This window comes from Bradyrhizobium sp. Pa8, from assembly GCF_052588265.1.
This window is the reverse complement of the sequence record NZ_CP176767.1, coordinates 3,515,409-3,540,735: the sequence shown is the minus strand read 5'-3', so window position 1 is coordinate 3,540,735 and position 25,327 is coordinate 3,515,409. Positions and strand designations below refer to the sequence as shown.

Annotated in this window: 21 protein-coding genes; 17 read left to right on the top strand and 4 right to left on the bottom strand. The window is 60.2% G+C overall.

Annotated features, from left to right (window positions below):
- Positions 1–198 precede the first annotated feature (198 nt).
- Both glmS and ACKWRH_RS15765 read right to left on the bottom strand, forming a co-directional pair.
- Complete coding sequence (gene glmS, locus ACKWRH_RS15770) at positions 199–2,022, bottom strand: glutamine--fructose-6-phosphate transaminase (isomerizing) (protein ID WP_445221305.1); 1,824 nt, start codon at positions 2,020–2,022, stop codon at positions 199–201.
- Between the two features lie 359 nt (positions 2,023–2,381).
- Entirely contained in the window at positions 2,382–3,386 is a 1,005-nt protein-coding gene (locus tag ACKWRH_RS15765; protein ID WP_445221304.1) for an aldo/keto reductase, read from the bottom strand.
- 376 nt (positions 3,387–3,762) lie between these two features.
- Here ACKWRH_RS15765 and ACKWRH_RS15760 point away from each other — a divergent pair, with 376 nt between their 5' ends.
- Together ACKWRH_RS15760 and ACKWRH_RS15755 are read left to right on the top strand one after the other, a co-directional pair.
- Positions 3,763–4,770 carry an NAD-dependent epimerase gene (locus tag ACKWRH_RS15760; protein WP_445221303.1) on the top strand — a complete coding sequence of 336 codons (1,008 nt, stop codon included), beginning with the start codon at positions 3,763–3,765 and terminating at the stop codon, positions 4,768–4,770.
- A 389-nt stretch (positions 4,771–5,159) separates the two neighbouring features.
- Complete coding sequence (locus ACKWRH_RS15755) at positions 5,160–5,396, top strand: DUF6894 family protein (RefSeq protein WP_014496384.1); 237 nt, start codon at positions 5,160–5,162, stop codon at positions 5,394–5,396.
- Between the two features lie 114 nt (positions 5,397–5,510).
- On the opposite strand, the gene ACKWRH_RS15750 is transcribed toward ACKWRH_RS15755, so the two are convergent.
- Positions 5,511–6,203, bottom strand: coding sequence for a LuxR C-terminal-related transcriptional regulator (locus ACKWRH_RS15750; protein WP_445221302.1), 693 nt, complete (start codon positions 6,201–6,203; stop codon positions 5,511–5,513).
- A 589-nt stretch (positions 6,204–6,792) separates the two neighbouring features.
- Between ACKWRH_RS15750 and ACKWRH_RS15745 the strand changes: the two genes are divergently transcribed.
- Together ACKWRH_RS15745 and ACKWRH_RS15740 are read left to right on the top strand one after the other, a co-directional pair.
- Positions 6,793–7,599 (top strand): LuxR C-terminal-related transcriptional regulator, encoded by an 807-nt coding sequence (locus ACKWRH_RS15745; RefSeq protein WP_445221301.1) that lies wholly within the window; start codon positions 6,793–6,795, stop codon positions 7,597–7,599.
- Positions 7,600–7,914: 315 nt separating this feature from the next.
- Entirely contained in the window at positions 7,915–9,165 is a 1,251-nt protein-coding gene (locus tag ACKWRH_RS15740; RefSeq protein WP_445221300.1) for a hypothetical protein, read from the top strand.
- A gap of 18 nt (positions 9,166–9,183) precedes the next feature.
- On the opposite strand, the gene ACKWRH_RS15735 is transcribed toward ACKWRH_RS15740, so the two are convergent.
- On the bottom strand, positions 9,184–10,182 hold the full coding sequence (locus tag ACKWRH_RS15735) for a glycosyltransferase family 2 protein (protein ID WP_445221299.1): 999 nt from the start codon (positions 10,180–10,182) through the stop codon (positions 9,184–9,186).
- A gap of 245 nt (positions 10,183–10,427) precedes the next feature.
- Here ACKWRH_RS15735 and ACKWRH_RS15730 point away from each other — a divergent pair, with 245 nt between their 5' ends.
- From ACKWRH_RS15730 to ACKWRH_RS15670, 13 genes are all read left to right on the top strand, one after another.
- Positions 10,428–11,333: an FkbM family methyltransferase gene (locus tag ACKWRH_RS15730; RefSeq protein WP_445221298.1), complete on the top strand. Its 906-nt coding sequence runs from the start codon at positions 10,428–10,430 to the stop codon at positions 11,331–11,333.
- A gap of 256 nt (positions 11,334–11,589) precedes the next feature.
- A complete protein-coding gene (locus ACKWRH_RS15725; protein WP_445221297.1) occupies positions 11,590–12,894 on the top strand; it encodes a lipopolysaccharide biosynthesis protein in 1,305 nt (434 codons plus the stop codon).
- A 207-nt stretch (positions 12,895–13,101) separates the two neighbouring features.
- On the top strand, positions 13,102–14,004 hold the full coding sequence (locus ACKWRH_RS15720; protein ID WP_445221296.1) for a thioesterase domain-containing protein: 903 nt from the start codon (positions 13,102–13,104) through the stop codon (positions 14,002–14,004).
- On the top strand, positions 13,958–14,968 hold the full coding sequence (nadE, locus tag ACKWRH_RS15715) for an NAD(+) synthase (RefSeq protein ID WP_445221295.1): 1,011 nt from the start codon (positions 13,958–13,960) through the stop codon (positions 14,966–14,968). The genes ACKWRH_RS15720 and nadE overlap by 47 nt, the downstream gene beginning before the upstream one ends.
- Positions 14,969–14,973: 5 nt before the next feature.
- Positions 14,974–17,001 (top strand): asparagine synthase (glutamine-hydrolyzing), encoded by a 2,028-nt coding sequence (asnB, locus tag ACKWRH_RS15710; RefSeq protein WP_445221294.1) that lies wholly within the window; start codon positions 14,974–14,976, stop codon positions 16,999–17,001.
- The gene (locus tag ACKWRH_RS15705) at positions 16,998–18,560 is read left to right on the top strand and encodes a class I adenylate-forming enzyme family protein (protein WP_445221293.1); all 1,563 of its coding nucleotides are present in this window, start codon (positions 16,998–17,000) and stop codon (positions 18,558–18,560) included. Before asnB ends, ACKWRH_RS15705 begins: the two co-directional genes overlap by 4 nt.
- A 50-nt stretch (positions 18,561–18,610) precedes the next feature.
- On the top strand, positions 18,611–18,889 hold the full coding sequence (locus ACKWRH_RS15700) for an acyl carrier protein (protein WP_445221292.1): 279 nt from the start codon (positions 18,611–18,613) through the stop codon (positions 18,887–18,889).
- A 338-nt stretch (positions 18,890–19,227) separates the two neighbouring features.
- A complete protein-coding gene (locus ACKWRH_RS15695; RefSeq protein WP_347343440.1) occupies positions 19,228–19,944 on the top strand; it encodes a nucleotidyltransferase family protein in 717 nt (238 codons plus the stop codon).
- 45 nt (positions 19,945–19,989) lie between these two features.
- Positions 19,990–21,129, top strand: coding sequence for a DegT/DnrJ/EryC1/StrS family aminotransferase (locus tag ACKWRH_RS15690; RefSeq protein ID WP_445221291.1), 1,140 nt, complete (start codon positions 19,990–19,992; stop codon positions 21,127–21,129).
- Positions 21,126–21,863: a sugar transferase gene (locus ACKWRH_RS15685; RefSeq protein ID WP_445221290.1), complete on the top strand. Its 738-nt coding sequence runs from the start codon at positions 21,126–21,128 to the stop codon at positions 21,861–21,863. The genes ACKWRH_RS15690 and ACKWRH_RS15685 overlap by 4 nt, the downstream gene beginning before the upstream one ends.
- A gap of 12 nt (positions 21,864–21,875) precedes the next feature.
- Positions 21,876–22,916, top strand: coding sequence for an NAD-dependent epimerase/dehydratase family protein (locus ACKWRH_RS15680; protein WP_445221289.1), 1,041 nt, complete (start codon positions 21,876–21,878; stop codon positions 22,914–22,916).
- A gap of 67 nt (positions 22,917–22,983) precedes the next feature.
- Positions 22,984–24,255, top strand: a complete 1,272-nt coding sequence (locus tag ACKWRH_RS15675; RefSeq protein ID WP_445221288.1) for a polysaccharide biosynthesis/export family protein — start codon at positions 22,984–22,986, stop codon at positions 24,253–24,255.
- Positions 24,256–24,544: 289 nt separating this feature from the next.
- A complete protein-coding gene (locus ACKWRH_RS15670; protein WP_445221287.1) occupies positions 24,545–25,207 on the top strand; it encodes a helix-turn-helix transcriptional regulator in 663 nt (220 codons plus the stop codon).
- The last annotated feature ends 120 nt before the right edge of the window (positions 25,208–25,327 follow it).

The following is a 25,327-nucleotide window of genomic DNA, read 5'->3' as shown; positions in this document are numbered from 1 at the left end:
GGGGCCGCCTGCCCTACGGACGTCGGTGCTTAACCTCGGCCCGAAGGTCGCCAGATTCTACGCCGAGCGGCCGAGAACGAGGACTGGTCGAAAGAGGCACCCATTTCGGAGCGTCCACGCCTGTCAGACCGGCATCCTGATTCCGACAGCACCTCTTTCTGAAGCGGAAGCGCAACGGAAGTGGCGCGACCGGGCCGCCTATTCGACGGTCACCGACTTCGCGAGATTCCGCGGCTGGTCTACGTCGGTCCCCATAATCGCGGCACTATGATAGGCAAGGAGCTGCAGTGGCACTGCGAGAGCCAGCGGCGCCACGATCTGGGGCATGTCCGGCAAGGCCAGGATCGAGCAACCACTGGATGCGGCGAGTGAAGCACCTTTCTGGTCGGTCAGGAGGATGATGCGGCCCCCACGAGCGATCACCTCCTGCATGTTCGACATGGTCTTTTCGAACGTCGCGTCGCACGGTGCAATGACGATGACCGGCAGGCCCTTGTCGATCAGCGCGATCGGTCCATGTTTGAGTTCACCAGCCGCATAGCCCTCTGCGTGGATGTAAGTGACTTCCTTGAGCTTGAGGGCTCCCTCCAATGCCAGCGGATAATTGGTGCCCCGGCCTATGAACAGAGCGTCTCTGGCCCTGGCGATCTCGCGCGCGAGCTCATGGACTTTCGGCTCCAGTTCGAGTGCGCGGGCCATACAGTTTGGGATCTCGGCAAGGGCTCGGACGAGTGAGCGCTCATCTTCGGCCGAGAGCACCCCGCGACTGCGACCGGCCGCAATTGCAATGCAGAGCAACGTTGCCAGCTGACACGTGAACGCCTTCGTGGATGCGACCCCTATTTCCGGACCGGCCAATGTGGGCATCACGATGTGGCTCGAACGAGCCATCGTCGAGGTTTGCACATTGACGACCGAGAGAACGCGCTGGCCGTGGGTCTTGGCGAACTCCAACGAGGCGAGCGTGTCGGCCGTTTCGCCGGATTGCGAGACGAAAATTGCCAAATTGCCCGCGCCAAATGGAACGTCGCGATAGCGGAACTCCGATGCAATATCGATTTCGACCGGGAGCTTGGCGTAGCGCTCGAACCAGTACCTCGCGATCAGACCGGCGTAGAAGGCGGTGCCGCAAGCTACAATCGAGACGCGATCGACTGTCCCGAAGTCCACATCCACGCCCGCCGGCAGCCTGATTGTCCCGTTGGGCGCGATGTATTGTGCAAGCGTCTGCCCGACCACGTCCGGCTGTTCGTGAATCTCCTTTGCCATGAAGTGGCGATGCTCGCCCTTGTGAACAATCACGGCCGCACCGGCGATTTTGGCCGACGCTCGGCGCAGATGCGCGCCGTTCACGTCGATAAACTCGATCTGCTCCCGGGTCACGACGGCGAGATCGCCGTCCTCTAGGTAGGCGACAATGTCAGTCAGAGGTGCGAGCGCCATCGCATCCGAACCCAGGAACATTTCGCCGCACCCGTAGCCGACGGCAAGCGGCGAGCCCTTTCGGGCACCGATCAGGAGATTGTCGTGCCCCTCGAACAGGAAGGCGAGCGCGAACGTTCCGTTCAAGCGCGGGAGCACCTTGCGCACCGCTGCAACCGGTTCGCATCCGTTCTTCCGCTCGCGGCTGACGAGATGCGCAACCACTTCGGAGTCGGTTTCGGTCGCAAAATGCGCACCGGCCGCCTTGAGATCATTGCGCAACTCCCGATGGTTTTCGATGATCCCATTGTGCACGATCGCCACACCGTCAACCATGTGAGGATGCGCATTCGTCTCATCGGGACGGCCGTGCGTCGCCCAGCGCGTGTGACCAATTCCAATCCGCCCGGCAAGCGGCTCCGAGTCGAGCCTACTCTTGAGGTTCGCGAGCTTTCCGACTGCACGACGTCGCGTCAGCGAACCGTCCTCGAGAGTGGCGATACCGGCCGAGTCATATCCTCGATATTCAAGCCGCTTCAGCGCATCTAACAGGAGAGCAGAGGCTGGGCCCCGCCCGACGACACCAACAATTCCGCACATGGCCTCTCTCCGAGCATCTACCAACGGCCCCACGAAGCGCGCCGCCCAGCGCAACCGCGATTGGGGCCAACCTCCTTAGTGCGACGGCAGGGGCCTGGCGCCCTCGCCTTTGGCCTGCCCTGCTGCGCATGCTTCAGCGAGACGCTCAAGCTAGCCGCCTCCCGGCCGCCCGCGCGCCTGTCGAATATCGTCGACAACATTGGCGAGTAGTATCGTGGGACCTCAATTCTAGCACACGCAGCCGCCGATTGTATGATGATGACGGAGTAGACCTCATGCCCATAGGCTCTGCACTTGATCGCTACACCGACCGGCACATGCATGTCCCATCGTGGCAGCAGACACCGCCCGAGCCGCCATCAGCATCTCTCGACGCGCCGGTCATTCGCTGCGTGGCAAATTCGTTCGGTTTGCCCCGGCCCGTTCGAGAGCTCGGCGGCGATGCGATTGAGCTGATGAAGCGCTGGGAGTTGCGTTGACCGGCGCAGATTGAACGCGAGATGCTCTTTCCGAAACATCGAAAATAGTGAGACTCCTGCCGAGTTCGTTGCCAGCGCATAATCCACGACAAAGGCAGCGGCGATCTCGGTGAGGTCGCCCCGGTATCCCATCTCGTGAAGGCCGTTCAGTATTTCCTTCTCCAATCCCAGCCTTGCGACAAGCGGATCGACGCTCGAAAATGATCCATATGTGACAAACGTCCTGCGCCGCCCAATCTCCGTCGATCTCTGAAGATTCGGCTCGAACGGATTATTGGCGATCTGTATCAGCCGGTATGGCAGCGCGTCATGAAGGCCATCAATTCCGCCCTCGTTATTGCCCGCAATCGATATTGCGCGCGCCTTCCCGTCCTGGACGACGCGCTCCACCGCTCGAATGATGTCTTCGCGAACGACCTCTTCGCGGGTGGGACGGTGCAGAGCAAGCACATCTACATAATCCGTGCGAAGTCGCCTCAAGCTGTCTTCGATGCTCGTCCTGATGAGCTCGGCCGATAGCGGCACTTTGAAGGGCTTTGACTTCATTGCGGAGAGGCGCGGTTGGATCCCGGGAAACACCGCAAGAGCAGCGCGCGCCATCGGCTTCAGGATCCGCATAACGGCAGAGGTATCACGCGGGCGCATCCCGACCTTTGTGCAGATTTGAACGCTGCCGCGCCTCCTGGATGCGAATTGGCCCAAAATCGACTCGGCCATCCCATCGCCATACGAAGGTGCCACGTCGTACCAGGTTATTCCGGCGTCGTATGCGCGCTCGAGCCCCTCGATCCCCCTGCGAGCCCCAACGCGCCCCCCGAGCGACGCGCAGCCGAAACCGATGCTCGATACATTCGCGCCGAGAGCATCAACACGGACCATCTTCATCGCAAACACCCCTGACCACGCCGTTGCGCTCAAGTCACTGACGTCAATCGTTCGACAGCGCATACTTCCAAGCCGACGGCCACGTCGGGCAAGCCCGCCGCTGGAACAACTCTGCAGTTTTGCCTGGCTTCATCTTCATGCAAATGGATGATGACGGGGTTCGCTCTGACATTACATACGCTACGCCCCTGGAATTTGAGACAGTGGCGAGGATGCACGGAGTAATCCGTTCGAGCGGCTGCTGGCAGCTCGGCTCGGCCGCCATCGTCAGGTGCGCTCATTTGCGCCATCGAGATGCTGCGCGATTGAGAGTTAACTTGCTGCGATCGGTGGCGCCTTCTTCGCCGTTCGAAACTCCATCTAACTTGGACAGCGAATGTCATCTCGCTCAGAACAAGTTGCCGACGACGTTCTGGTGACCGGAGCAGCTGGCTTCATCGGTTTTCATGTTGCCCGTCGGCTGCTCGACGAGGGACGCCGGGTCGTCGGATTGGACAACATCAATAGCTACTACGATCCCGCCCTGAAGCGCGCGCGTCTCGACATTCTGCGCCGCGATCCGCGTTTCTCCTTCGTGCAGATTGATCTCGGAGATCGGTCGACGATGGCCGAGTTGTTCGCAAAACATCGTTTTGCGAGAGTCATCCATCTAGCTGCTCAGGCCGGCGTCCGGCATTCGATCGATCAGCCGCACGCCTATGTCGACGCCAATCTTGAGGGATTCCTCAACGTCCTCGAAGGCTGCCGGCATAACGCCTGTGGTCATTTGATCTACGCATCATCATCGTCCGTGTACGGCGCCAATGCCGAGCTGCCATTTTCGACCCGGCATAAGGCCGACCACCCCGTCAGCTTCTATGCCGCGACGAAGAGAGCCAACGAGCTGATGGCCCACTCCTACAGCCACCTGTACCGACTCCCGGTCACCGGCTTACGGTTCTTTACGATCTACGGCCCGTGGGGCCGGCCCGACATGGCGATATTCCTGTTCGCCGACGCGATCGTCAAAGGCAGGCCGATCAAGCTCTTCAACCATGGCAGGATGCGGCGCGACTTCACCTATGTCGACGACGTCACGCGCGTCGTCTCGCGCCTGATCGAGCGCGCTCCGGAGGACAACGCCGATGCGGCGGGCGCACCGGCCAAGCTCTACAATGTCGGCAATAACCGTCCGGAAGCGCTGATGCACGTCCTTGAATTGATCGAGAAGGAGCTCGGACGAACCACAGCGAAGGAAATGCTGCCTATGCAGCCTGGGGATGTTCCGGAAACGTTTGCCGACGTTGGCGATCTCATGCGCGATACCGGGTTTTCGCCCTCCACCCCTATCGAAACCGGCATATCCAATTTCGTCCGCTGGTATCGCGACTACTACCAGATATGACTTTTTCGAGATCATCTCCCCAAAAGTCAAACCGTCCGCTCCCGACTGATCGGAGTATCGGTTGCAACTTCTGCGCGGCGGTGATGGACGACCAGGCGGGACTTGCGAAAAGAGCGCGGCCCCGGCGGGGGCATTGGGGATTCGCAGGGCCGGGGCCGCAACGCTGCGCCGAAGTGGGCTCCGTCGACGCAACATCATCGTAGTCCTCGAGAAGCAATTGTTCATTCTGAATTCGTGGTCATACGGATCAACGTCGGAGTACCCATCAATGATGATTGGGCCCTCCTAGAATAGCCGCTTGCTATGCGCCCCCCTGCGATGCGAAGTCTCGACCGTGATGCGGGGGCTCGCAGCAGTCATCGGAATGTTCGCGTTGTCCGGAGACATCCATGCCGCGGTATTTCTTTCATATCCACGACGGTCATTCAGTGCTCGACGATGTCGGACTTGATCTCCCCGACATCTCCGCGGCACGGACTACTGCGATCGAACTGAGCGGCGAGATCCTCAAGCACGACGTGATGGACCCCCTCCTGCATTACATTTCCTGGCAGGTGGAAGTCAGCGACAGCCCCGAGCTTGGCGGCCGATCGCTGTTCGTTCTTCAGTTCTCCGTCGAGGGATAAGCGACCCAGAACGCGGCTTGCCGGCGCCTGCGCAACCCGACAGCGCGATAACTGTTCGGCTGCGCTTCGGCGAAATGACCGCATATCGCACTGCAAACGGCGTGAGATGATGCTTTAGCGCTCCCCGGCCACCGGATCCGATCCAGCGTGCGCCGGTTTGTCCTGCGCTGAATTGGCGCGGTCATCCTGCGAGATGGCGAGGGCAGCAAGCGCGGTGCGATTGCCGATTTCAAGCTTCTGGAAAATGTTGTGGAGGTGAACCTTGATGGTGCCGTCTGCAATGTGGAGCCGGCGGCCAATTTCCTTGTTGGACAGACCACGAGAAACCAGGCGCATGATCTGCCGCTCGCGCTCGGTGAGCACCGCGAGCGCGCTTTCCGGATTCGGACTCTGCTCGCGAGGCGCGACCTGATCCGCGGGCGACAACGGAACGACGGTTTGGCCGTTGGCAATGTCGCGCAAGCCTTGCACCACGGCTTGGCCCGTCATCTCCTTCAGAAGGACACTGTACCCGGCCGGGGCGCCCGCCAACACAAGATCGCAGTCCTCGCTGGGCGCGAAGAACACAAAACGCGTTGGTCGGCTGTCCGAATGGCTGAGCGAATTGTTCATCAGCGCGGTCAGCTCTGGCATTGCCGCGTCCATGATCGCTATGTCGGGCGCAAGCGTCAAAATTGCCTGGATGCAGCTCGCAGCATCACCGCAGGATGCAACGACCTCAAAATCGGATTCTGAACCAAGAACACTTGCGAGACCCTGCAAAACCATTGGATGTCGGTCTGCAATCACTACAGTCGCACGACGCATCGGGCGCTCCCTAACCTGCCGCCCCCAAAATTCCCGCGATTGAAGCAACAGGCCCCCGCCCTTGCCGCTCCAACATTAATTGATCACCAACAAATAAACTTCGAGCAATTCCCTAAAGTATCATTTGGCCAAGCGGACCTATGAGGCAAATAACCGCACGAGTCTCTGATCGCAATATACATCAAGTTCGCCGGATCAAAGGGCCGTATGAACCCGGTGGTCTCGGCTCACAACCGCTGGCGAGCGGTCTATCCATGTGCCACTTGGCAAGTTCGAAAAGCATCGCGATAGAGCAAGGCTTTCACGACCGGATTCACCCGCTCACGGCGAACATTCAAAGGTTGAATCAGTATTCTCTTTCGCCCCCAAGTCAATCTCCGACGGCCGTTCACCAACAGCTGGGGGACCCATCGGCCTATAACGAAAGGTATATAGGCAAGATCGAAAGATCGAATCTAACCTTCAGCAATTATTAACTAAACGGCGCCCGGCTTCTGTAAATCGGAAAAAACGGGCTTTACGACGCTTGTTCCTTTTCCTGCGTGTTTTTCATTCAAGTTGTGTCATTGCGTTGGTTGCGGAGGGTAAGATGAGGAGGCGGCAATCCTGCAAAGTTGTTTTGATCGGACGAAATATTTTGCTGCGAGAGGGAATTTCTCAAATACTGCATGCTGCAGATTTTCAAATTGCGGTCTCGGCCTCGAGCACCGATGAAGTAACAAGCACACTCCAGGCACATCAACAGCTCCTGTTTGTGATTATCCACAGCACCGGCGAATTCGATGCAGCCATGAAGCACATCGGATTTGTAAGAGAGCACTATCCGGATGCGCGCGTAGCGATCGTTTCGGACCACTACCGGCCGGATGAGTTGATCGCGGCCTACAAGGCCGGCGCCAGCGGCTATTTCGTCGACGTCAATTCATGCGACGCTTTCATCAAGTCCATCGAACTCGTGACGATGGGCGAGACGGTGTTTCCACCGGCTTTCCTGTCATTCGTGCTCGATAGCGGTCTCGATCGCGAGCCTCAACTTCAGCCAGCGATCGAAGAGCGATCAAATCTCCTCGTTGCGGCCGAAGAACGGATAGCACCTCATCTGTCTCCGCGAGAGCGGGCGATTCTCTCCTATCTGATCGAGGGCAATTCAAACAAGTGCATTGCGCGAAAGATCGATATTGCCGAGGCGACCGTGAAGGTTCACGTCAAGGCGATCCTGCGCAAGATACGGGTCCAGAACAGGACGCAGGCCGCAATTTGGGGAATGAACAACGGATCACTGGTGCGGGTCTCGAATGGTCACGCGCTGCCGTTGTCAATCGATCGGGAACCTACGCTCAGCCTTGTGCCAAGCGACCGCGGACGTCACGAAATGGGCGCCTCGGAGCCGGACTAGCCTGGCCGATCGGCCTGACGCCCCATCAAGCCTTCAACAAATTCCGGGCGGCGCCTATAAGCGCCGCCCGGCTAATTGCGCCGGACTGATCTATCGATCGAAAGGATCAGAACCTTCCCGTGGATCGGCAACATTTCGCGGGGCGTCTCCTGCATTCAAATGATGCGCGCTGGGACCGAGCAGCTAGAACGCATCGTCGAACCAGTATTTCTGGTCGCCGCAGGAACCTGGTGACAGGCAAGCCTCGAACCTCATATCGGTCGCTTGCCCACCTGGATGATCCGAGCCCCCTGCTTGCCATGGAGCATGATACGGATGTCTCCGTCCCTCTACACGCGAATTGGCCTGGCCGGCGCCGTGGTCGTCGTGCTTGCATTGGCGGGCATCGCCGCCGCACAGACGCTTGTTGCAAAGACCAAGCTCTCGACTGCCAGCAGCATGAACTTGCCCGACTATCTCGTTCCGGTCACCGACCCCGACACCGGCGCCACGATCGTCCGGATAACGACCCCGGGGCCCTTGGGCGCTGGCCTGGCCTGTCAGCGAGCCTATTGCACACACCGATATTCGAGCGCGCAGGCCTGGAACGCTGACCAGACTCTGCTTCTGATCGCCAACGGCTGTAACGGGCTCTGCTTTCTGGACGGACGGACGTACGTTCCGCTGTTCCGCCGGCAACGCGAAGACGAGTGCGAATGGCACCCGCGCGATCCCGAGCGCATGATATGCGTGATCGGGCGCAAGATCTCGCTCTGGACGCCGCGAACCAACGCCGAAGAGATCATGCTGATGGCCGAGGGCTATCGCAGCCTTCAGTTCGGACCGGGCAAGGGCAATCCCTCTCAGGACGGCCGGCGCATCGCCGTGCGAGGCACGCGCGCCGACGGCGTCGTCGTCGCGTTCGCGTTCGACCTCGTGAGCCGACAGAAGTTTCCGGATATCGAAGTGGGAAAACTGCCCGGGCGAGACGGCGTTTGCGAGATATCTGCCTTGGGCAGCTACATCAGATGCAGCCGATGGGTCGACGGAAAGGATGAGGCATTCATCTTTACCGTCGCAGGCGATCTGGTGCAAAGCTGGACCGAACATCATCGTCCGAGTCATGGCGACATGGCCGTGGACGCTGACGGACGCGAGGTATACGTCGGAATCAGCAAATCTGATCCCGACATATACCAGGTGATCAAGCGCCGGCTGGATGACGGCGTGGTTACTGCCCTTGCTCCGCGTGGAGAGGCCTCGCATGCTTCCACGCGCGCGATCCACTGGCCCGGCTGGGTGATTCTAAGCTATGGCGGCGATCCAGCCGAGATCGCCCAGCTACCAAAGTTTGCGCCCTTCGCTCGGGAAGTCATTGCTCTGCGAATTGACGGCAGTGGCGAATTCCGACGCATTGCGTACACACGCAACGTCCCGCACGACTACTGGAGCGAGACTCACGGCTCGCCGTCGCCCGACGGTTCCCAGGTGATCTGGTCGAGTAATTGGGGGGTAGCGGGCGGCCCCGTGTTCGACTTCGTAACACGTCTCGATGCCCCTGATCGGACCAGCGCCTTGTCCCGATAATGATCAGCGGCGGCTCCGTCAGGCGTGACCCACACGAGCCAGTGAGCCCGCTGCCGATGTACGCGCTCGCGCCCGGATCGCCTTGTTTGCTGCCTTGATAACCGAGGGACGCAGGATCTGGAGCGCGTCCCGGATCGTTGCCCCCCAGGACTGGTGGCGAAATCTTCCGCGCAATCTCGCAACCCGCAATGCACGCACGACCGTCTCGGGGTCTGGTAGCCCTTGCTTGTCCTCGACCAGGCTCCAGGTCAGATTCTTGAGATCAAGGGTCTCCTCATCGATCTGAGTGAACGATTTGGAAGCGGTAATGTTGTCGTGATCCGTCATATCGTAGAAGATCAGGCCGTCGTCGATCGCCACCATGTCGCCATGACAGGCGAGGTCGACGAAGAACAGCTGGTCCACTCCCCACCTGATCGACTTGTAGTTTCGCATCAAGCAACCCGCCTGGATGACCTCGCTGCTGATCAGCAGGGTCGACGGCACAATCCCCAGCACCCGGGTCTTGCCGACCAAATAGAGGTCAGTCAGGCACTGCTGGCTCGAATACAGCGTGACCTGCTCTCCCCGGCGGTATTTTATGCCTTCATCCTGAACGAGATGAGATGTGGAGGTCATGAACGCAGCGGCGGGATACGTCCTCGCCAATTCCGCAAAAGTCTCGAGCGATCCCGGCACGAGCCAGTCGTCGTCATGCAAGACTTTGATCCAATGGCCGCGACATGCGAGCATCGCGCTGTTCGTATTCTCAACCTGGCCCCGTCCTCGGTGGTTCTCGACCACCCGAATACGTGAATCGCTCCGCGCGTACTCAGACAGAATGCTCCAACTAACGCCTTTTGGACCTTCGTCGTCGCTGATCACCATTTCCCAGTCGGAGTAATTCTGCTGCAGCACGCTTTCAATCGCACGGCGTATCATATCCGGTCGACGGAAGGTTGGTATGGCCACCGAAATCATGGGGCGGGCGTCCGGATCTCGAATGCCTTCCGACCCGTCGGGCTGCAACAGGTTCATCGCTTTTCCCTCAAGCTCAGTTCGATGAACGGTATGCTGACTGGAACGCCCAGCCATCCTTCATTTGCATGATGGTATCCATCGGTCGATTCTAAATCTCCCGGCGCCGCCGTGTTTCTGCCAACCGAGCTGACCGCGAAACTTCGCGCCTCGGAATGATCATCGTCATGCAAATGAAGGATGGCCGGACGCTCCGGTCGGCCTACGCTCTGCCGAGCAGCTAACCGCTAGAGATGGGTGGACCCTTGCGCAAATTGCATCAACTGCTCGCTCGAATTCGAGAGGAGCCCGACAAGGCTCGGTTTCTGCTATCGCGCGGACTGTGGGTGAGCGGATTGTGCCGCTTTATCACCTTCGGCTTTCCCGCCGGATACAGAATGCGTTTCTATCCCAGCTCCATGTCCGCGGGACTCTGGCGCAAGCGGAACCTTCGTGCCGAAGACGCCGACTTCGTCGGATCTTACCTGCAACCCGGAGAAACCTTCGTCGATGTCGGCGCGAATGTAGGACAGCTGAGTCTCGCGGCCGCCATGCGCGTTGCCCGGTCCGGACGAGTCATCGCCATCGAAGCACATCCGCGCATCTGCAAATATCTGCTGGGCAACATTCGCCTGAACGGATTGACCGTCGAGGTCCACAACACGGCGATCGGCAGCACGGAAGGCGAGCTCGTCTTCACGGACTTTCGGAGTGACGACATGAACTTCGCATGCGCTACTCCTCCGGCCGGCAGCGCGGCGCTCCGAGTTCCAGTACGAACCCTCGATTCGATCGTCGGAGACCGGGTGGTCGATCTTCTGAAGGTCGATGTCGAAGGGTTCGAAGTCGATCTTCTCAAGGGCGCCGCCCAGACCATTTCCAATTGCCGATGTCTGTACATAGAGGATTCTGAGCTCAACCTTCGGCGGGCCGGCACCTCGCGTGCGGAGCTGTATGACCGACTGACCGATCACGGGTTTGAGCTCTTCCATCTCAGGGCGGGACGACTCGAGCCGGCGTCTCCTGACATACCGGGACCGGACGACGATAACCTGATCGCCGTTAGACCATCCGCCTTGTCGGACCTGCTCGCGCGGACCGGCCTTCGGCTTGCACAGCTCACGTCCCCATCGCCTGTAGATCGGCGTCTCCCGTCGGCGCGGCTTGCGTGAACATCCATCATTCGCCCACAAGCCACGCGCATCACAGCCGGGTTTTGGCCCCACGATCGGGCTCCATGCGTCGTCTATTCCGCAAGCGCGAGCTATTCATGCAAACCCTCCTTCGATTCCGGGACACATCAGTCAACGTCATGCGAACGAATGATGGCGCACACCCCGCTCCATTCTACGATCGAACCGAAGTAGATCGCGCTGTCTCGACGATTTTGCTTTTTTTGAGATGAATTCTAGATCTAGGAAGTTTTTCATGGCCGCGAAACCGGCTACCGGTCCGACGCGGACAGGGGCCCTTGTTCGTGCAGCGGCGGGTGTCTCCGCCCTAGCACTCACCGGCCAGCTCATGCTCGTAGCGGCCATTCCCATCCTCACCCGGCTCTATTCGCCGGAGGATTTCGGAATCTTCACGATCTATCTCTCAATCGTAAACATCGTCGGCGCGATAGCCGGACTTCGCTTCAGCACGTCTCTGTATGTGGTTGAGGACAGAGCTCACGCGCTGGTCGCGCTCAAGCTCACACTCGTGGCGGTCTGCTTCACGACCTCCGTTGTGCTCACCGCGGGATACCTGCTGTCGGACGTGGTGCCGGGACGACTGCAACATCTTACCTACCTCGTACCCATCGGGATGGCTGCGGTCGGCGTTGCCGACGCAATGAACTGCTGGTGCTTGCGGTTCAATCATATGCGTGATTTCGGCATGGGCCGCCTCATCCTCCCGGCGTCGATGGCACTGCTCCAGGTGAGCTTCGGCCTCGCGCACCTCGGGGACGACGCAATGATCCGAGCCCACATCCTGAGCCAGGCTGTGTTGATCGCATTTCTCTGTGTCCGGCTCCTGAAATGGGAGGACATCCGCCGCATCGCGCAAGCCTCGTGGGGCTCGGTCGCGGCGACGGCGCGGCGAGAGTACAAGTTTCCCCTGTTCGAGCTGCCCTCGGCCCTTGCGGGATTCGCGATCATCAATCTCCCCGCAATCTTCATAGGCTCGCTATTCGGTACCGCATTCGCCGGGCATTTTGGCGTCGCCGCCCGTCTCGTGACCGGTCCGGTCACCCTGATCGCCTTGCCGCTCAGCAATGTCTTCGTCGCCGAGGCCAGCAAAGACTTCGATCGTCATCATCTGCTCGGCACCGCATGCGGCCTGTTGGTCGTTGCGGCCGGCCTGATCGTTCTGCCGGTGCTCGGCCTTGGATTTGTCTCCCCCTACGTCGTCGTTCCGCTGCTCGGAGAATCCTGGATACCTACGGGTCAGATCATGGGCGCCCTGGCGCTTATGTGCGCCGCACAGGCCTTGTCGACGCCCATTCAGGAAGTTCCGACTCTTTTTCGTCGTCAGGAACTGCGTCTGCTGGTTGATCTGGTCCGGGCCGTGTTCGTGTTTGCCCCGCTTCTCATCGGTGCTCACCTCGGCCTCGACCCGTTGCAGGTGATCTACATGATGGCCGCCGGAGGAGCTACCGGCTACGCCCTGGGAATTATCGTGGCGCTGTTTCTCTTGAATGGGCCTGGCGGCGCGCGGACGTCGGGCGCACCGATCAATGGGCCTGTGTGACCCAGAGGGTCGAAAGAGCACGCCCCGAATTTCGCGTCCGCTCGAGGAGGCGGGACATGGACGACAGATGCACTGGGGCGAAAATAACCAATTTCTCGGGCGCGACCATGTGCTTCATGCAAATGAATGATGAGAGGATTTTCAACGTCTTCATACTCCAATTTCGGAGCTCGGTCGGTCGGTTGCATTCCAATGAAACTACGGCCATTGATTGATACAGGCGAGGATTTGGCTTCTCCGCCCTCGAGCATTGTGGCGGCGGCGCCGCCCGTGCTTTTCCTACTGCCCGGCTCGCTTGGTTATGGAGCCAGCCTCGCCGCCCTGGCAGCCTCAATTCGCGAAATTGCGCATGTCGTTCCGATCCGCTACCCGGATCTCGGCAAGATATTGCAGGGTCAGGACAGCGTTTGCGATATGGCTGCTGCTGCCGTGGAGCAGATCAATCGCATCCAGCCGCGGGGCCACATCAGACTTCTCGGTCATTCCCTCGGTGGGGCAGTCGCTTTCGAGGTCGCGACGCGAATGTTTGCCGCCGGCCGCTCGGTGAAGTTCTTCGGAATTCTCGACACCAGCCTCATGGGCGAGCGCAGTTCTGCATGGGAGACGTTGACCCGCACGATCCGTCGAATCCGCAACAACCGGGTCACCGCGCCCCGGATGGTCTGCCGGGCCCTCGCCAAGGCAACCGTTGCGATCGGCCATGAAGCTAACCTGGCCCGGATGCTAGATCGCCGCGCGAAGGGGCAGTTCGATCTCACGTCTTTCAGGCTCAAGCAGGAATTGCAGGAAGTCATGCGCGCGAAGGCCTACTTCCGCTGGTTGGCGGAGCCGAAATCGATGCTGCCGTTCTCCGCCGTTCTGTTCCGATGCCAGCGAAAGAAGATGCCGCAAACTCTGGGATGGGATCGTGCGTTTGCCCAAATCGATGTCGTCCCAAGCGCAGGCACTCACACCGATCTGGTCATGCCGCCTTACCTCGCGATGAACTTGCACCTCGTCCAGAAGGCGCTGTCGCAAACCTACTCACCGACCGAGTTTCCCCAGAGAGAGGCGGATTGTTCACGTGACCCTGCAAGCAGCCCACAGCCAAACCGAACCCGCGTTCAGTAAAGACGCCCTGGTCCTGGATGCGCCATTGGAGGTCGCGCGCATCGTCGCGTTCTTGCGCGACCGTGTCCTTGGCGTGCTTGGCCGACGCGGAGCCATCGTCGGACTTTCCGGCGGCATCGACAGCTCCGTGGTCGCAGCGCTCTGTGCGCGCGCATTTGGAAATACGAAGGTCCTCGGTCTGCTGATGCCCGAGCGCGATTCGTCGTCCGATTCGCTGAGGCTCGGCCGGGCCGTTGCCACGCAACTGCGCCTCACGACGGTCGTCGAAGACATCGCACCGGCGCTCGAAGCATTGGGCGCATACCGCCGGCAGCGAGAGGCGATCCAAGCCGTCGTACCCGAGTACGGAACCGACTGGAAATGCAAGCTGGTACTCGGCTCGGGTTCGGAGAGCGCCGGCATCAACATCACCCGTCTGACCGTACAAGGCCCGGACGGCGAAACCTCCACCGTGCGCCTTCCGCCCGAGGTCTACCTGCAGATCGTTGCTGCAACCAACTACAAGCAACGGGTCCGCAAGATGACCGAGTACTATCACGCGGACCGCCTGAAATATGCCGTCATAGGTACGCCAAACCGGCTCGAGCACGATCAAGGCTTCTTCGTGAAGCAGGGCGACGGGGATGCGGACGTCATGCCGATTGCGCATCTCTACAAGAGCCAGGTCTACCAACTGGCCGAATACCTTGGCATCGACGACGAGATCAGGCGACGGCCGCCGACGTCCGACACATTCTCGCTGCCGCAGAGCCAGGAGGAGTTCTATTTCGCTGCCCCCTATCGATTGACCGATGTTTGCATGTATGCGGTCAACCACGGCATTTCCGCCGACAACGTGGCCGAGGCCGTAGGTATAGCCACAGCGCAGGTGCAGAAGGTCTTCAAGGACATCACCTCCAAGCGTCGGGCGACGCGCTATCTCCACACCCCGCCTCTGCTCGTTGATGCAGTAATCGAGGACTAGACGGCATGTGCGGCATCGCCGGCATCGTGGCGCTGAGTGCGAACGCTCCGAGCCCTTCGCGGAAAGCGCTTTTGCGGATGGTCGGGGCGCTCGCACATCGCGGGCCAGACGAGCGAGGCCTCTACCGGGACCAACGCGCAGGCCTGGCGCACGCCCGGCTCTCGATCATCGACATAGCGGGCGGGCAACAACCTCTCTCCGATCCCGGCGGGCCCGCCTGGATCGTGTTCAACGGCGAGATCTTCAACTATGTCGAGCTGCGCGAGCAGCTGATCTCGCTCGGCCATCGCTTCCGCACCCGCAGCGACACGGAGGTCGTGATTCAGGCCTATCGCGCCTGGGGCGAGGCAGCATTCGAACGGATGAACGGGCAATGGGCCCTTGCCATCTGGGACGCCTCCGTCGGCCGCCTCGTCTTGTCCCGTGACCGGACCGGAATCTGTCCGCTCTATATCTGCAACCATCAAGGCCAACTCTACTTCGCCAGTGAGATCAAGGCCATCTTCGCGGCAAATCCGGCAATCCCTCGAGCGTTCGATCCGGCGGGCATCGACCAGACCTTCACCTTCTGGAGCAGCGTGCCGCCGCAAAGCGTGTTTCAGGGGATCACGGAAATTGAACCGGGACACGTCCGCAGTTACGTGCGCGGCGCGGTCCGGGACCGCGCATTCTGGACTCCGTGCTATGCGACCCGGTCCGACGAGCATCGCCTTCCGTCCGCCGGCTGCAATGACGATGTGATCGATGCTGTGCGTAGCGCACTGGAGGCGGCTACGGCGCTGCGAATGGTGCGGTCCGACGTCCCCGTGGGAAGTTATCTCTCCGGTGGCCTCGACAGTTCGCTTGTTGCGGCATTGGGAAGCCGGTTTGCAGGCAGGCGCTTCCAGACGTTTTCCGTGCGCTTCGCCGACGCTGAGTATGACGAGACCTCCTATCAGCGCCTCATGGCACGCACGATTGCGAGCGAGCACCACGAGCTCATGGTCTCGCGGCAGGATATCGCCGAGGTATTTCCCAAGGTCATCTATCACACTGAGCGGCCAATCCTGAGGACCGCCCCTGCACCGCTGTTCCTGCTCTCAAAGCTCGTGCGCGAGCGCGGCATCAAGGTCGTGCTGACCGGGGAAGGCGCAGATGAAATGTTCGCCGGCTATGATGTGTTTCGCGAAGGCAAGATCCGCCGCTTCTGGGGCCGCCAGCCGACCTCAACGCGGCGCGCCGCCCTCCTGAGCCGGCTCTATCCCTACATCTCGCGATCGCCAGTCCACATGCAGGCCATCGCGCTAAAGTTCTTCGGACACGGCATTTCCGCCCCAGATGCGCCCGGCTTTGCTCACTCTCCGCGTTGGCGCAGCACCAGCGCGATCAAGCGCCTTTTCTCTGAAGACATGCGCGCGGCGACTTCGCGCGCCGACCCGGTGACCGAATTGCTCGATCGTCTGCCGCCGGATTTTTCCCGCTGGACGCCGCTCGCACAAGACCAGTACCTGGAGACCAAGACGCTCCTGGCCGGATACCTGCTCTCCTCCCAGGGAGACCGGATGCTGATGGCGCACTCGGTCGAGGGACGCTTTCCATTCCTTGACGACGACGTCGTCGAACTCGCGAACTCCCTTCCTGACGCCTGCAAACTTCGTATCCTCGATGAGAAGCACGTCCTTAAGCGCGTCACGCAGTCGCAGGCTCCACCAGAGATCGTCACACGCAAGAAACAGCCCTACCGGACCCCCAACGCGCTCTGCTTCGTCGACAGGGATGCCCCCCCTTATGTCGACGAAGCGCTTTCAAGCGCAAGGGTCCGCGCCGCCAACATCTTCGACCCGGTGGCGGTCGAACGCCTGCGCGCCAAGTGCCAAGCCCATGCACACGCCGGCGATGGCGACCTGTCCAACTTCGACAACATGGCGCTCGTCGGCGTCCTGTCCACTCAGCTCCTGTTCCAGCAGTTCGTCGCGGAGCGGCCGGAAGCACCGCACCGCCTCGAGCTCAGCGTGGACGTCGACCACCAGGACGTACCGGGAGTTTACGCATGATCAACAATCCTGTGCCGCTCCTGCACGATTACCTGATCAACTCGGCCCACCAAAACGGCGCCAAGGTCGCGCTCGTCTGCGACGGTCATCGGGCCACCTACGACCAGCTCGAGGCGTGGTCGAATGCGGTCGCGCACCACCTGGTCGAGGCCGGCGTCGAGCGCGGCGACCGTGTGATGATCTTTGCCGACAACACCGTCGAGGCAGCCGTCAGTTTCTGGGCCGTCCTCAAGGCCAACGCGATCGTATGCCTCATCAATCCTCTAACGAAACCCGACAAGCTCGGCTATCTCCTCAATGACTGTCAGCCGACTGCGTTCATTACGCAAACGCGCCTCTATGCGACGTTGCGCGAACCTGCACGACATTGCCCGTCCTTGCGCCGCGTGATCGTGTCCGGCCCTATCGACGACGCCGATTTGAACGCACTGCCGCATGCCGTGCGATGGAACAGTGTAACGGCCACCGAGCACGACGCAGCACCCGCGCGCCGCTGCATCGATATCGATCTCGCCGCCATTGTCTATACCTCGGGCTCGACCGGCGAGCCCAAAGGGGTGATGCTGACGCACCGGAACATGATGACAGCGTGTACGTCGGTTGCGTCATATCTGGACGTCCGTGACGATGAGGTCATCCTCAACGCTCTGCCGCTCGCGTTCGACTACGGCCTGTATCAGATGATCATGGCCGTACGCGCCGGAGCACGCCTTGTTCTCGAGCGCTCGTTTGCTTTCCCCGCCGAGACGCTTCGGCGTATTGCAGAAGAGAGAGTGACGGGTTTTCCCGGCGTGCCGACGATGTTCTCGACTCTGCTGCAGCTTGAGTCTTTGAAGAGTTACGATCTATCCAGCATTCGCTACGTGACGAGCACCGGTGCCGCACTGCCGGTCCGGCACCTGGCGCAGCTGAGACACACGTTCCCCGGCGCACGCATCTACTCCATGTACGGTCTTACCGAATGCAAACGCTGCACCTACCTGCCGCCGGAGGATCTCGATCGGAAGCCGTCGAGCGTAGGAATTGCCATCCCAAATACCGAAATGTGGATCGTCGACGAGCGTGATCAACGGGTCGGCCCCGGCATCGCCGGACAGCTGGTGATCCGCGGTGCGACCGTCATGAAGGGCTATTGGCGAAAGCCCGAAGCTACTGCGAAGAAACTCAAGCCCGGACCGCTTGCCGGCGAGCAGGTGCTTTACACCGGCGACTACTGTCAGATGGACGCCGACGGATATCTGTACTTCGTCAGCCGGAGCGACGAGGTCATCAAATCTCGCGGCGAGAAGGTCGCGCCCAAGGAGGTGGAGAGCGCTTTGCTGGACATTCCCGGCATAAGGGAAGCGGCAGTCGTCGGCGTTCCCGACGATCTGCTCGGTCACGCGATCAAGGCATTCGTGGTCATCGACCAGGTGCGGCCGATCGACGCCAAGCAGATCCAGCGGGAGTGTCACAAGCGCCTCGAGAGTTTCATGGTCCCCAAGTACGTCGTTATCGTGCCGGAACTGGCGCGCACGGATACGGGCAAGATCAACAAGAGAGAGCTCATCACAGGATAGCTTGTGGACGACCAATCGACGCACCCGCTTTCATATGGAGCACCAACGCAATGACACTGGTCTTGGCACCCGACCGCTGCAAGGAGCAGATCCGCGCTTTTCTGACATCGAATTTCTACATCAGCGACGTCGCGGCGCTGAACGACGACGCTTCCCTGCTCGACCAGGGGATCATCGATTCGACCGGAGTGCTCGAGGTGGTCGGGTTCATCGAGACGACCTTCGGCATCGCCGTCGACGACAATGAGATCCTGCCCGAGAATCTCGATTCAATTCGGGGTATGGCACGTTACATCGCCAGCAAGGTTAACTTGGCCGCCGATACCTGACCGACCGGCGCGTTCGGAAAGCAGAGGAAACGAGCCGTCCTGTGACTCGATCGCGGCTTGGCACTCCGGGGCTTCCCCCGGCCGCCGAGTGCGGCGTTTTTCGCCCTTCGCGAACCCTTCCGGGTGAGCTCCTTAGTCAAGGCGAATACCGTGTCTTCCGGAGGGTACGCCTCGACTGCACAACTGCGTGGACAACCCGCCGGCCTTCCTCTGCCGTCCGATTCCAACGCTCTCATGCAAATGAACGAAGACGCAGGCATGGTTTGCTCCTACCTTTTTCCTGAGAAGCATATCTCGTTTTTTTTGAAGCGTATTTTTTTGAGTACATGGAGGTTCAGATGAAAGCGGTAGTTCAGTGCGGCGGCAGAGGAACTCGACTTCGTCCACATACGTCCATTTTGCCAAAACCTCTCATGCCAATCGGCGCGCGTCCCGTCCTCGAGCTCGTTCTCAAATGGTTGAGACGGAACGGAATCGGAGAAGTCTTCGTCACCACCGGTTATCTGGGCCATCTGATCCGCAGCGTCTGTGGTGACGGCAGCCAGTGGAACATGCAGATCACCTACACGCAGGAGCTTGAGCCGCTCGGCACGATCGGTCCGCTGTCATTGCTGCGAGAACAGCTCAACGAGCCGTTCCTGGTCCTCAACGGTGACGTCCTGACAGACCTGAACCTGAACCAGCTGATCCACAATCACCGAAAATCCGATGCCAACATCACCATCGGAACCTCCGTTCGGAGCACGAAGATGGACTTCGGTGTGATTGATGAAATCGACGGACGCGTGACCGGATTTCGCGAGAAGCCGGAGCTGACGAACCTCGTCAGCATGGGAATCTACTGCATGAATCCAGGCGTCCTCGAGCGCATTCCGTCGGGCGTCCCCTTCGGATTCGACGACCTGATGTTCCAGATGCTCGAGGAAGAAGCCCGCGTCAACGTCTTCAAGCACACTGGCCTATGGCTCGACATTGGCCGGGTCGAGGACTTCCTGAAAGCCCAGGACATTGCGTGGGACGAGCAATCGCCTGCATTCGCAACTGCGGCTGCGTGACGCAGCGTCACCCTTCGCACGAGGAATGAACGGGAAGAGGAACACATGCTGTTGGTATCAGAACCGTCCCTTGGAATTGACGAGAAGGAAGCTCTTGTCGCCGCGATCGATAGCGGCTGGATCACCATGGGGGATCGCGTACGGGAGTTCGAGCAGACGTTTGCACGCATGCATGACGCCGAGGACTCGATTGCAGTCGGATCATGCACGGCCGCACTTCACCTCATCCTGCATGCGCTCGGAGTCGGCCCCGGCGACGAAGTCCTCGTTCCATCTCTCACGTTCGTCGCCACGGCCAATGCCGTGCTCTACGTCGGAGCACGACCCGTGTTCGTCGATGTCCAATCCGGGGCCGTTCCCCTGATGTCCGCGGCCGACGCGCTCCGCAAGTGCACTTCGCGGACGAAAGCGGTGATCCTCATGCATTTTGGGGGCTACCTCGCTGATCGAGAGGAGTGGCAGGCCTTAGCTCGCAGCAAGGGTCTGCTCCTGATCGAGGACGCCGCGCATGCGCCCGGCGTCAAGGGGGTCGGCACGTTTGGCGATGCAGCCGCGTTTTCCTTCTACGGCAACAAGAACATGACGACTGCTGAAGGCGGCGCAATCATAACGCGTCACCGGATCTTGAACGACATGATCAAGCGCGCCAGGTCGCATGGCATGACCACAAACACGCGCCAGCGCCTCATCAGCCGCAGCCCCGAATACGACGTGACGCTTCTTGGATTCAACTACCGCATGGACGAGTTGCGCGCCGCGGTCGGCCTGGTGCAGCTGCGTAAGTTGGCAGGTTGGAACGACACCAGGCGGCATCTGTCGCTGCACTATCGGCGGCGACTCGCCGAGCGTTGCCCCTCGGTACTGGTGCCATTCAACGCGTCGTGGGTATCGGCCCACCATCTCATGCCGGTCGTTCTCCCCACGGCAAGCGCGCGGCAGCCCCTGATCGAGCAGCTCAGCAAGCGCGGCGTTCAGACGACCATTCACTATCCCCCGGTGCATCGGTTGACGTTCTACCAGGATCAGTATCCGGGCATCAGCCTACCCAACACTGAGGATTTTTGCGGACGTGAGCTCACTTTGCCGCTCCATCCCGCGATGACTCCCGCCGACGTCGATCACGTGGCAGACAGCCTCGCAGATGGACTTCGGGCAACCTGTCCCGCGGAGGTCGAACAGGCATGAGCGAAACGGTCAATGCGGGATGCGCTGGGCCGGCAGCTCCGGCCGTGCGCTTGCGGCGCCTCGTCGATATCCTCTGCGCCGGGATGGCCATATTCGTCTCGTTGCCAATCCTGTTGGTCATTGCGCTTGCGGTCTGGATCGAAGGCGGACGACCGATACTGTATTCGCAACTTCGTCTCGGGCTGAACGGGGCGCCGTTCCGCATGTACAAGTTCCGGAAGTTCAGAGCCGATTGCGACGATCGCGGAAGTCCGCTCACGATGGTGAACGACAACCGCATGACGACGATCGGCGGGCTGCTGGCTGCATTCAAGCTGGATGAGCTACCGCAGCTCTGGAACATCCTGCGGGGTGACATGTCTTTCGTCGGCCCGCGACCCGAGACCCTCGTATTTGCCGACTGTTTCAGGAACGGATTCGAAAAGATTCTGGAACACCGGCCAGGCCTCGTCGGGCCGTGCCAGGTTCTCTTCCGGCATGAAAATGAGATGTTCCCGCCGGACGGCAATGTGGCGGATTTCTATCGGGAGGTTCTGTTTCCCGCCAAGGCGAAGATCGACCTGGCATATTATTCCAATCGAACCGTCACGTCCGATCTCCGGTGGATCGTTCAGGCCGTCTGGATCGCCGTGGGGGAGCCGCTTCTCAACCGCATGCGAAGACCCCGACCGGACGGCCAGAGCGGCATAGCGCCAACTGGCGGATCTGTCGGTGCGAACTCATTTCAAAAGTAGACGGGTGATCAAATGGCGACTGAAAAGCGAACTGTGCTTCTGGTAGGTGGTGCTGGTTACGTGGGCTCAGTGATCACGGGCCATCTCCTGAGAAAAGGTTGGCACGTCCGCTGCCTGGATCAGCTCATCTACAAGAACGAGAGCTGTGCCTGGCCTTATCTGAGCGTTCCGCAATACGAATTCATGCAAGGCGACATTCGCGATCCCCGTTTCGCCAATCAAGCATTGAAGGGTGTGGATGACGTCGTTATCTTGGCCGGGCTTGTCGGCGATCCGATCACGAGCAAGTACCCCGACGAAAGTCACGCCATCAATCGGAATGGCGTCGCGTCATTCATCGACGCGATGCAACACCATCCGGTCGATCGGCTCATCTTCGTGTCCACCTGCTCGAACTATGGGCTAGTGGAAGAAGACAAGGCCGTCGACGAGAATTACCCGCTCGCACCACTCTCCCTCTACGCCAAGCACAAGGTGGAGATGGAGCAGAAGATCCTGGGTCTCAAGGGAAAGGCTGGATTCCATCCAACGGTTCTCCGCTTTGCCACGGCCTTTGGTCTTTCCTCGCGAATGCGCTTCGATCTCACGGTGAACGAATTTGTGCGTGAACTGCACCTGGGAAAAGAATTGCTGGTATTCGATCCCAAGACCTGGCGTCCCTACTGCCATGTTCGTGATTTTGCCCGCGCGATCGAGGAAGTGCTCCGCGCGCCCACCAGCAAGGTCGCCTTCGAAGTCTTCAATGTGGGCTGCGAGGAAAACAACTTCACCAAGCTGATGGTCGTTGAGGAGATCATGAGGCACATTCCGCGATCGAAGGTGACCTATCAGGAGCGCGGCGCCGATCCCCGAAATTACCGCGTGAATTTCGACAAGATCCGCCGGGTCCTGAATTTCACGCCTGAAATCAGCGTTCAGCAAGGGATCAGCGAAATCCTCGCTGCCTTGAGCCAGGGCCTGTTCGACCACGTCGAGGAGCAGAGGCACTTCTTCGGAAACTACGAGATCTTTCTTCCGACCGCCCGCATACCGGATTTGAAGATAGCCGGCTGAGAAGGATCTTCTATCGGTATCCCTAAGTCGCGAGCGACGAAGGCTCGGTTGCATCGGGAGTTCGTCCATGAAATGCAAGAAGCAAAGCAGGTCCTCTTCCACCCTCCTGCTGGGTCCATGCGCAGCGGTTCTGTTTTTCGCGACAAGCGGGCTATCCCTTGCCGCGCCATACAAGCTCGGACCGGGCGATACCATCGAGATTTCGATCGGTGGCCTCCCCGATCAACGCAACCGCACGCAGATCCAGATCGACGGCACCATCCCGCTTCCGGGAGGGGGGACGGTTGAAGTTGCCGGCCTGACCCCGGCGCAGATGCAGAACCGCATCGAGACGCTGCTGCAGGCACGGATACTGCGTCAACGCCTGACCGACGGACGCGACCAGGCATTCGTGGTCAAGCCCGGCGACGTCATGGCAAGCGTCGTGGAATATCGGCCGGTCTATGTTTCCGGCGACGTCCTCACGCCCGGACAGCAGACGTATCGGGCTTCAATGACCGTGCGCCAGGCCGTGGCAGTGGCCGGCGGTTTCAGCCTGTTGCGGTCGCGTGGCATGCAGCCCGGCGCCACCGACCCTGCGGATCTTGTACGGGACTACCAGTCTCTCGCCACCGAATACACCAAGGAATATTTCCATATCGTCCGAACCGGCGCGGAGCTTGATGGCCGCGACACGTTCGACGCCACGCCTCCAAGCGACATTTCGCTGCCCGCGAGCGTGATCGGTTCGGTCGTTCAAGCCGAGAAGGACTCTCTGAAGACCTCGCAAAGCGACTACCGCACGGAGCAACGCTTCCTGGACGACGCCGTAAAGCAAACGGACGCGCAGTTCGCTACGCTCAAGAAGCAACAGGAAGGTGAAGAGAAGGGCGTGCAGGCCGACGAAGAGGAGCTCGAACGGGTCATGAAGGCGTTCGGCTCGGGCCTGCTGGCAAGTCCTCGTGTCAGCGAAAGCCGGCGCGCCCTGTTGCTGTCGTCGACCCGACGCCTGCAGACGAGCGTCGAACTCATGCGGCTCCAGCGTCAGCGTGAGGACTTCGTGCGGCAAGCGGGACGTGTCACCAGCCAGCGCACGATCAATCTGCTCAGGGAGCAGAAGGACTCGAACGTTCGATTGGCGGACTTGCGCGTGAGAATGCAGGCGCTCAGTCAAAAACTGCAGCCCATCGGCGGCTCAGGTGCCATCCCCGTCAATTCGGGCGAACTCAATCCCGACGTTGTCGTCGTACGGCGGCTCGGTCAACAGTGGGACAGGATACCCGCATCCGTCGACTTCGACGTGGAGCCCGGCGATGTGATCGAAGTCACATTGCGCCCTGCGCCGGCCTTCTCGAACTGAGCACGAACAGAGGTACTCCCTTAAGAGTAAACGAGGCGCTCCTTCGGGAGTAGCCTCCGCATACCTCCATGGCTGCTCCCGCGAGGCTTAAACCCGCCTTGCTACCCCTTCACCGCCCCTTGCTACCTCTTCGTTGATCACAACCGGGTCGATGCCCGGAAGATCGGCGACTTTCCCCCCCTCCGACGGCCGCGGGGTTACCCCCCATTCAACGTTGCCAAGCTTGGCAGAAGTTTGGAATCTTTGTGGCACGTTCACTCCATCGGGTCAGCGCGGCCGGGGGAATAAAATGCTGAACTTAAGCCAAGCATTGCCAAGGTCTACCATTGCTCTACAGCGTCATTCTTCTGAACCAATATTCAATATTTCCAGTCCCGTTTCATCTGCTCACTCTGAAGCCCAGAACCCCAAGCAGGACGGCTTGCGCGGGGTGCTCGCGCGGATCGGCTGCGGACAGGTCTTGCTCAGACGCGGCAAGGTCATCGAACTCAGTCCGGCCGGCCGCGCAATATTGGAACGCGAAGCGCGCGTCGATGCGAGCCACGAAACGCTCTATGGCGCCGTCAAGCAACTGGTCCACCGCGCCGGCGCACAGTTTCCGGCAGGCTCGACTTCCTGGTTGGCGACATCCACCAAGGAAGGATTTACCGCACTGATCAACCAGGTCGCGAATGCGTGGTCCGACGAGACCATCGCATTGATCCTGCTGGATCTCGACGCGCATCCGGAGCCTTCGCCGCGGACGCTGCAGCGGTTGTTTGGATTCACCGCTGCCGAAACCCAGCTTGCTCTCGAGTTGGCGCGAGGCAACAACCTGATCGACATTGCTCGTTCGCGACGATTGAGTCGAACGACAGTACGCTCCCAGTTGGCTTCCCTGTTTGTCAAAACACAGACACGCCGGCAAGCAGACCTGATCGCGTTGCTGGGCCGCCTCGCCGTCCTGCCCTAGCGTGGACGCGGACTACAGTGTCGCGTTGTCTCGACTAGTCGGACATCGACGTGCTTCGCGGCGCGTTCGGCAAACATGCACTCGCGCCGCGTCGTCATTTCAGCCCTGTTCGAGCACGTC

Coding starts and splice junctions, on each gene's coding strand:
- ACKWRH_RS15750 (WP_445221302.1), bottom strand. CDS start 6,203: ATGCGTCGTGCGACTGTAGTGATTGCAGACCGACATCCAATGGTTTTG.
- glmS (WP_445221305.1), bottom strand. CDS start 2,022: ATGTGCGGAATTGTTGGTGTCGTCGGGCGGGGCCCAGCCTCTGCTCTC.
- ACKWRH_RS15725 (WP_445221297.1), top strand. CDS start 11,590: ATGGCCGCGAAACCGGCTACCGGTCCGACGCGGACAGGGGCCCTTGTT.
- asnB (WP_445221294.1), top strand. CDS start 14,974: ATGTGCGGCATCGCCGGCATCGTGGCGCTGAGTGCGAACGCTCCGAGC.
- ACKWRH_RS15735 (WP_445221299.1), bottom strand. CDS start 10,182: ATGAACCTGTTGCAGCCCGACGGGTCGGAAGGCATTCGAGATCCGGAC.
- ACKWRH_RS15745 (WP_445221301.1), top strand. CDS start 6,793: ATGAGGAGGCGGCAATCCTGCAAAGTTGTTTTGATCGGACGAAATATT.
- ACKWRH_RS15705 (WP_445221293.1), top strand. CDS start 16,998: ATGATCAACAATCCTGTGCCGCTCCTGCACGATTACCTGATCAACTCG.
- ACKWRH_RS15685 (WP_445221290.1), top strand. CDS start 21,126: ATGAGCGAAACGGTCAATGCGGGATGCGCTGGGCCGGCAGCTCCGGCC.
- ACKWRH_RS15755 (WP_014496384.1), top strand. CDS start 5,160: ATGCCGCGGTATTTCTTTCATATCCACGACGGTCATTCAGTGCTCGAC.
- ACKWRH_RS15700 (WP_445221292.1), top strand. CDS start 18,611: ATGACACTGGTCTTGGCACCCGACCGCTGCAAGGAGCAGATCCGCGCT.
- ACKWRH_RS15675 (WP_445221288.1), top strand. CDS start 22,984: ATGAAATGCAAGAAGCAAAGCAGGTCCTCTTCCACCCTCCTGCTGGGT.
- ACKWRH_RS15690 (WP_445221291.1), top strand. CDS start 19,990: ATGCTGTTGGTATCAGAACCGTCCCTTGGAATTGACGAGAAGGAAGCT.
- ACKWRH_RS15765 (WP_445221304.1), bottom strand. CDS start 3,386: ATGAAGATGGTCCGTGTTGATGCTCTCGGCGCGAATGTATCGAGCATC.
- ACKWRH_RS15695 (WP_347343440.1), top strand. CDS start 19,228: ATGAAAGCGGTAGTTCAGTGCGGCGGCAGAGGAACTCGACTTCGTCCA.
- ACKWRH_RS15670 (WP_445221287.1), top strand. CDS start 24,545: ATGCTGAACTTAAGCCAAGCATTGCCAAGGTCTACCATTGCTCTACAG.
- ACKWRH_RS15740 (WP_445221300.1), top strand. CDS start 7,915: ATGTCTCCGTCCCTCTACACGCGAATTGGCCTGGCCGGCGCCGTGGTC.
- ACKWRH_RS15680 (WP_445221289.1), top strand. CDS start 21,876: ATGGCGACTGAAAAGCGAACTGTGCTTCTGGTAGGTGGTGCTGGTTAC.
- ACKWRH_RS15760 (WP_445221303.1), top strand. CDS start 3,763: ATGTCATCTCGCTCAGAACAAGTTGCCGACGACGTTCTGGTGACCGGA.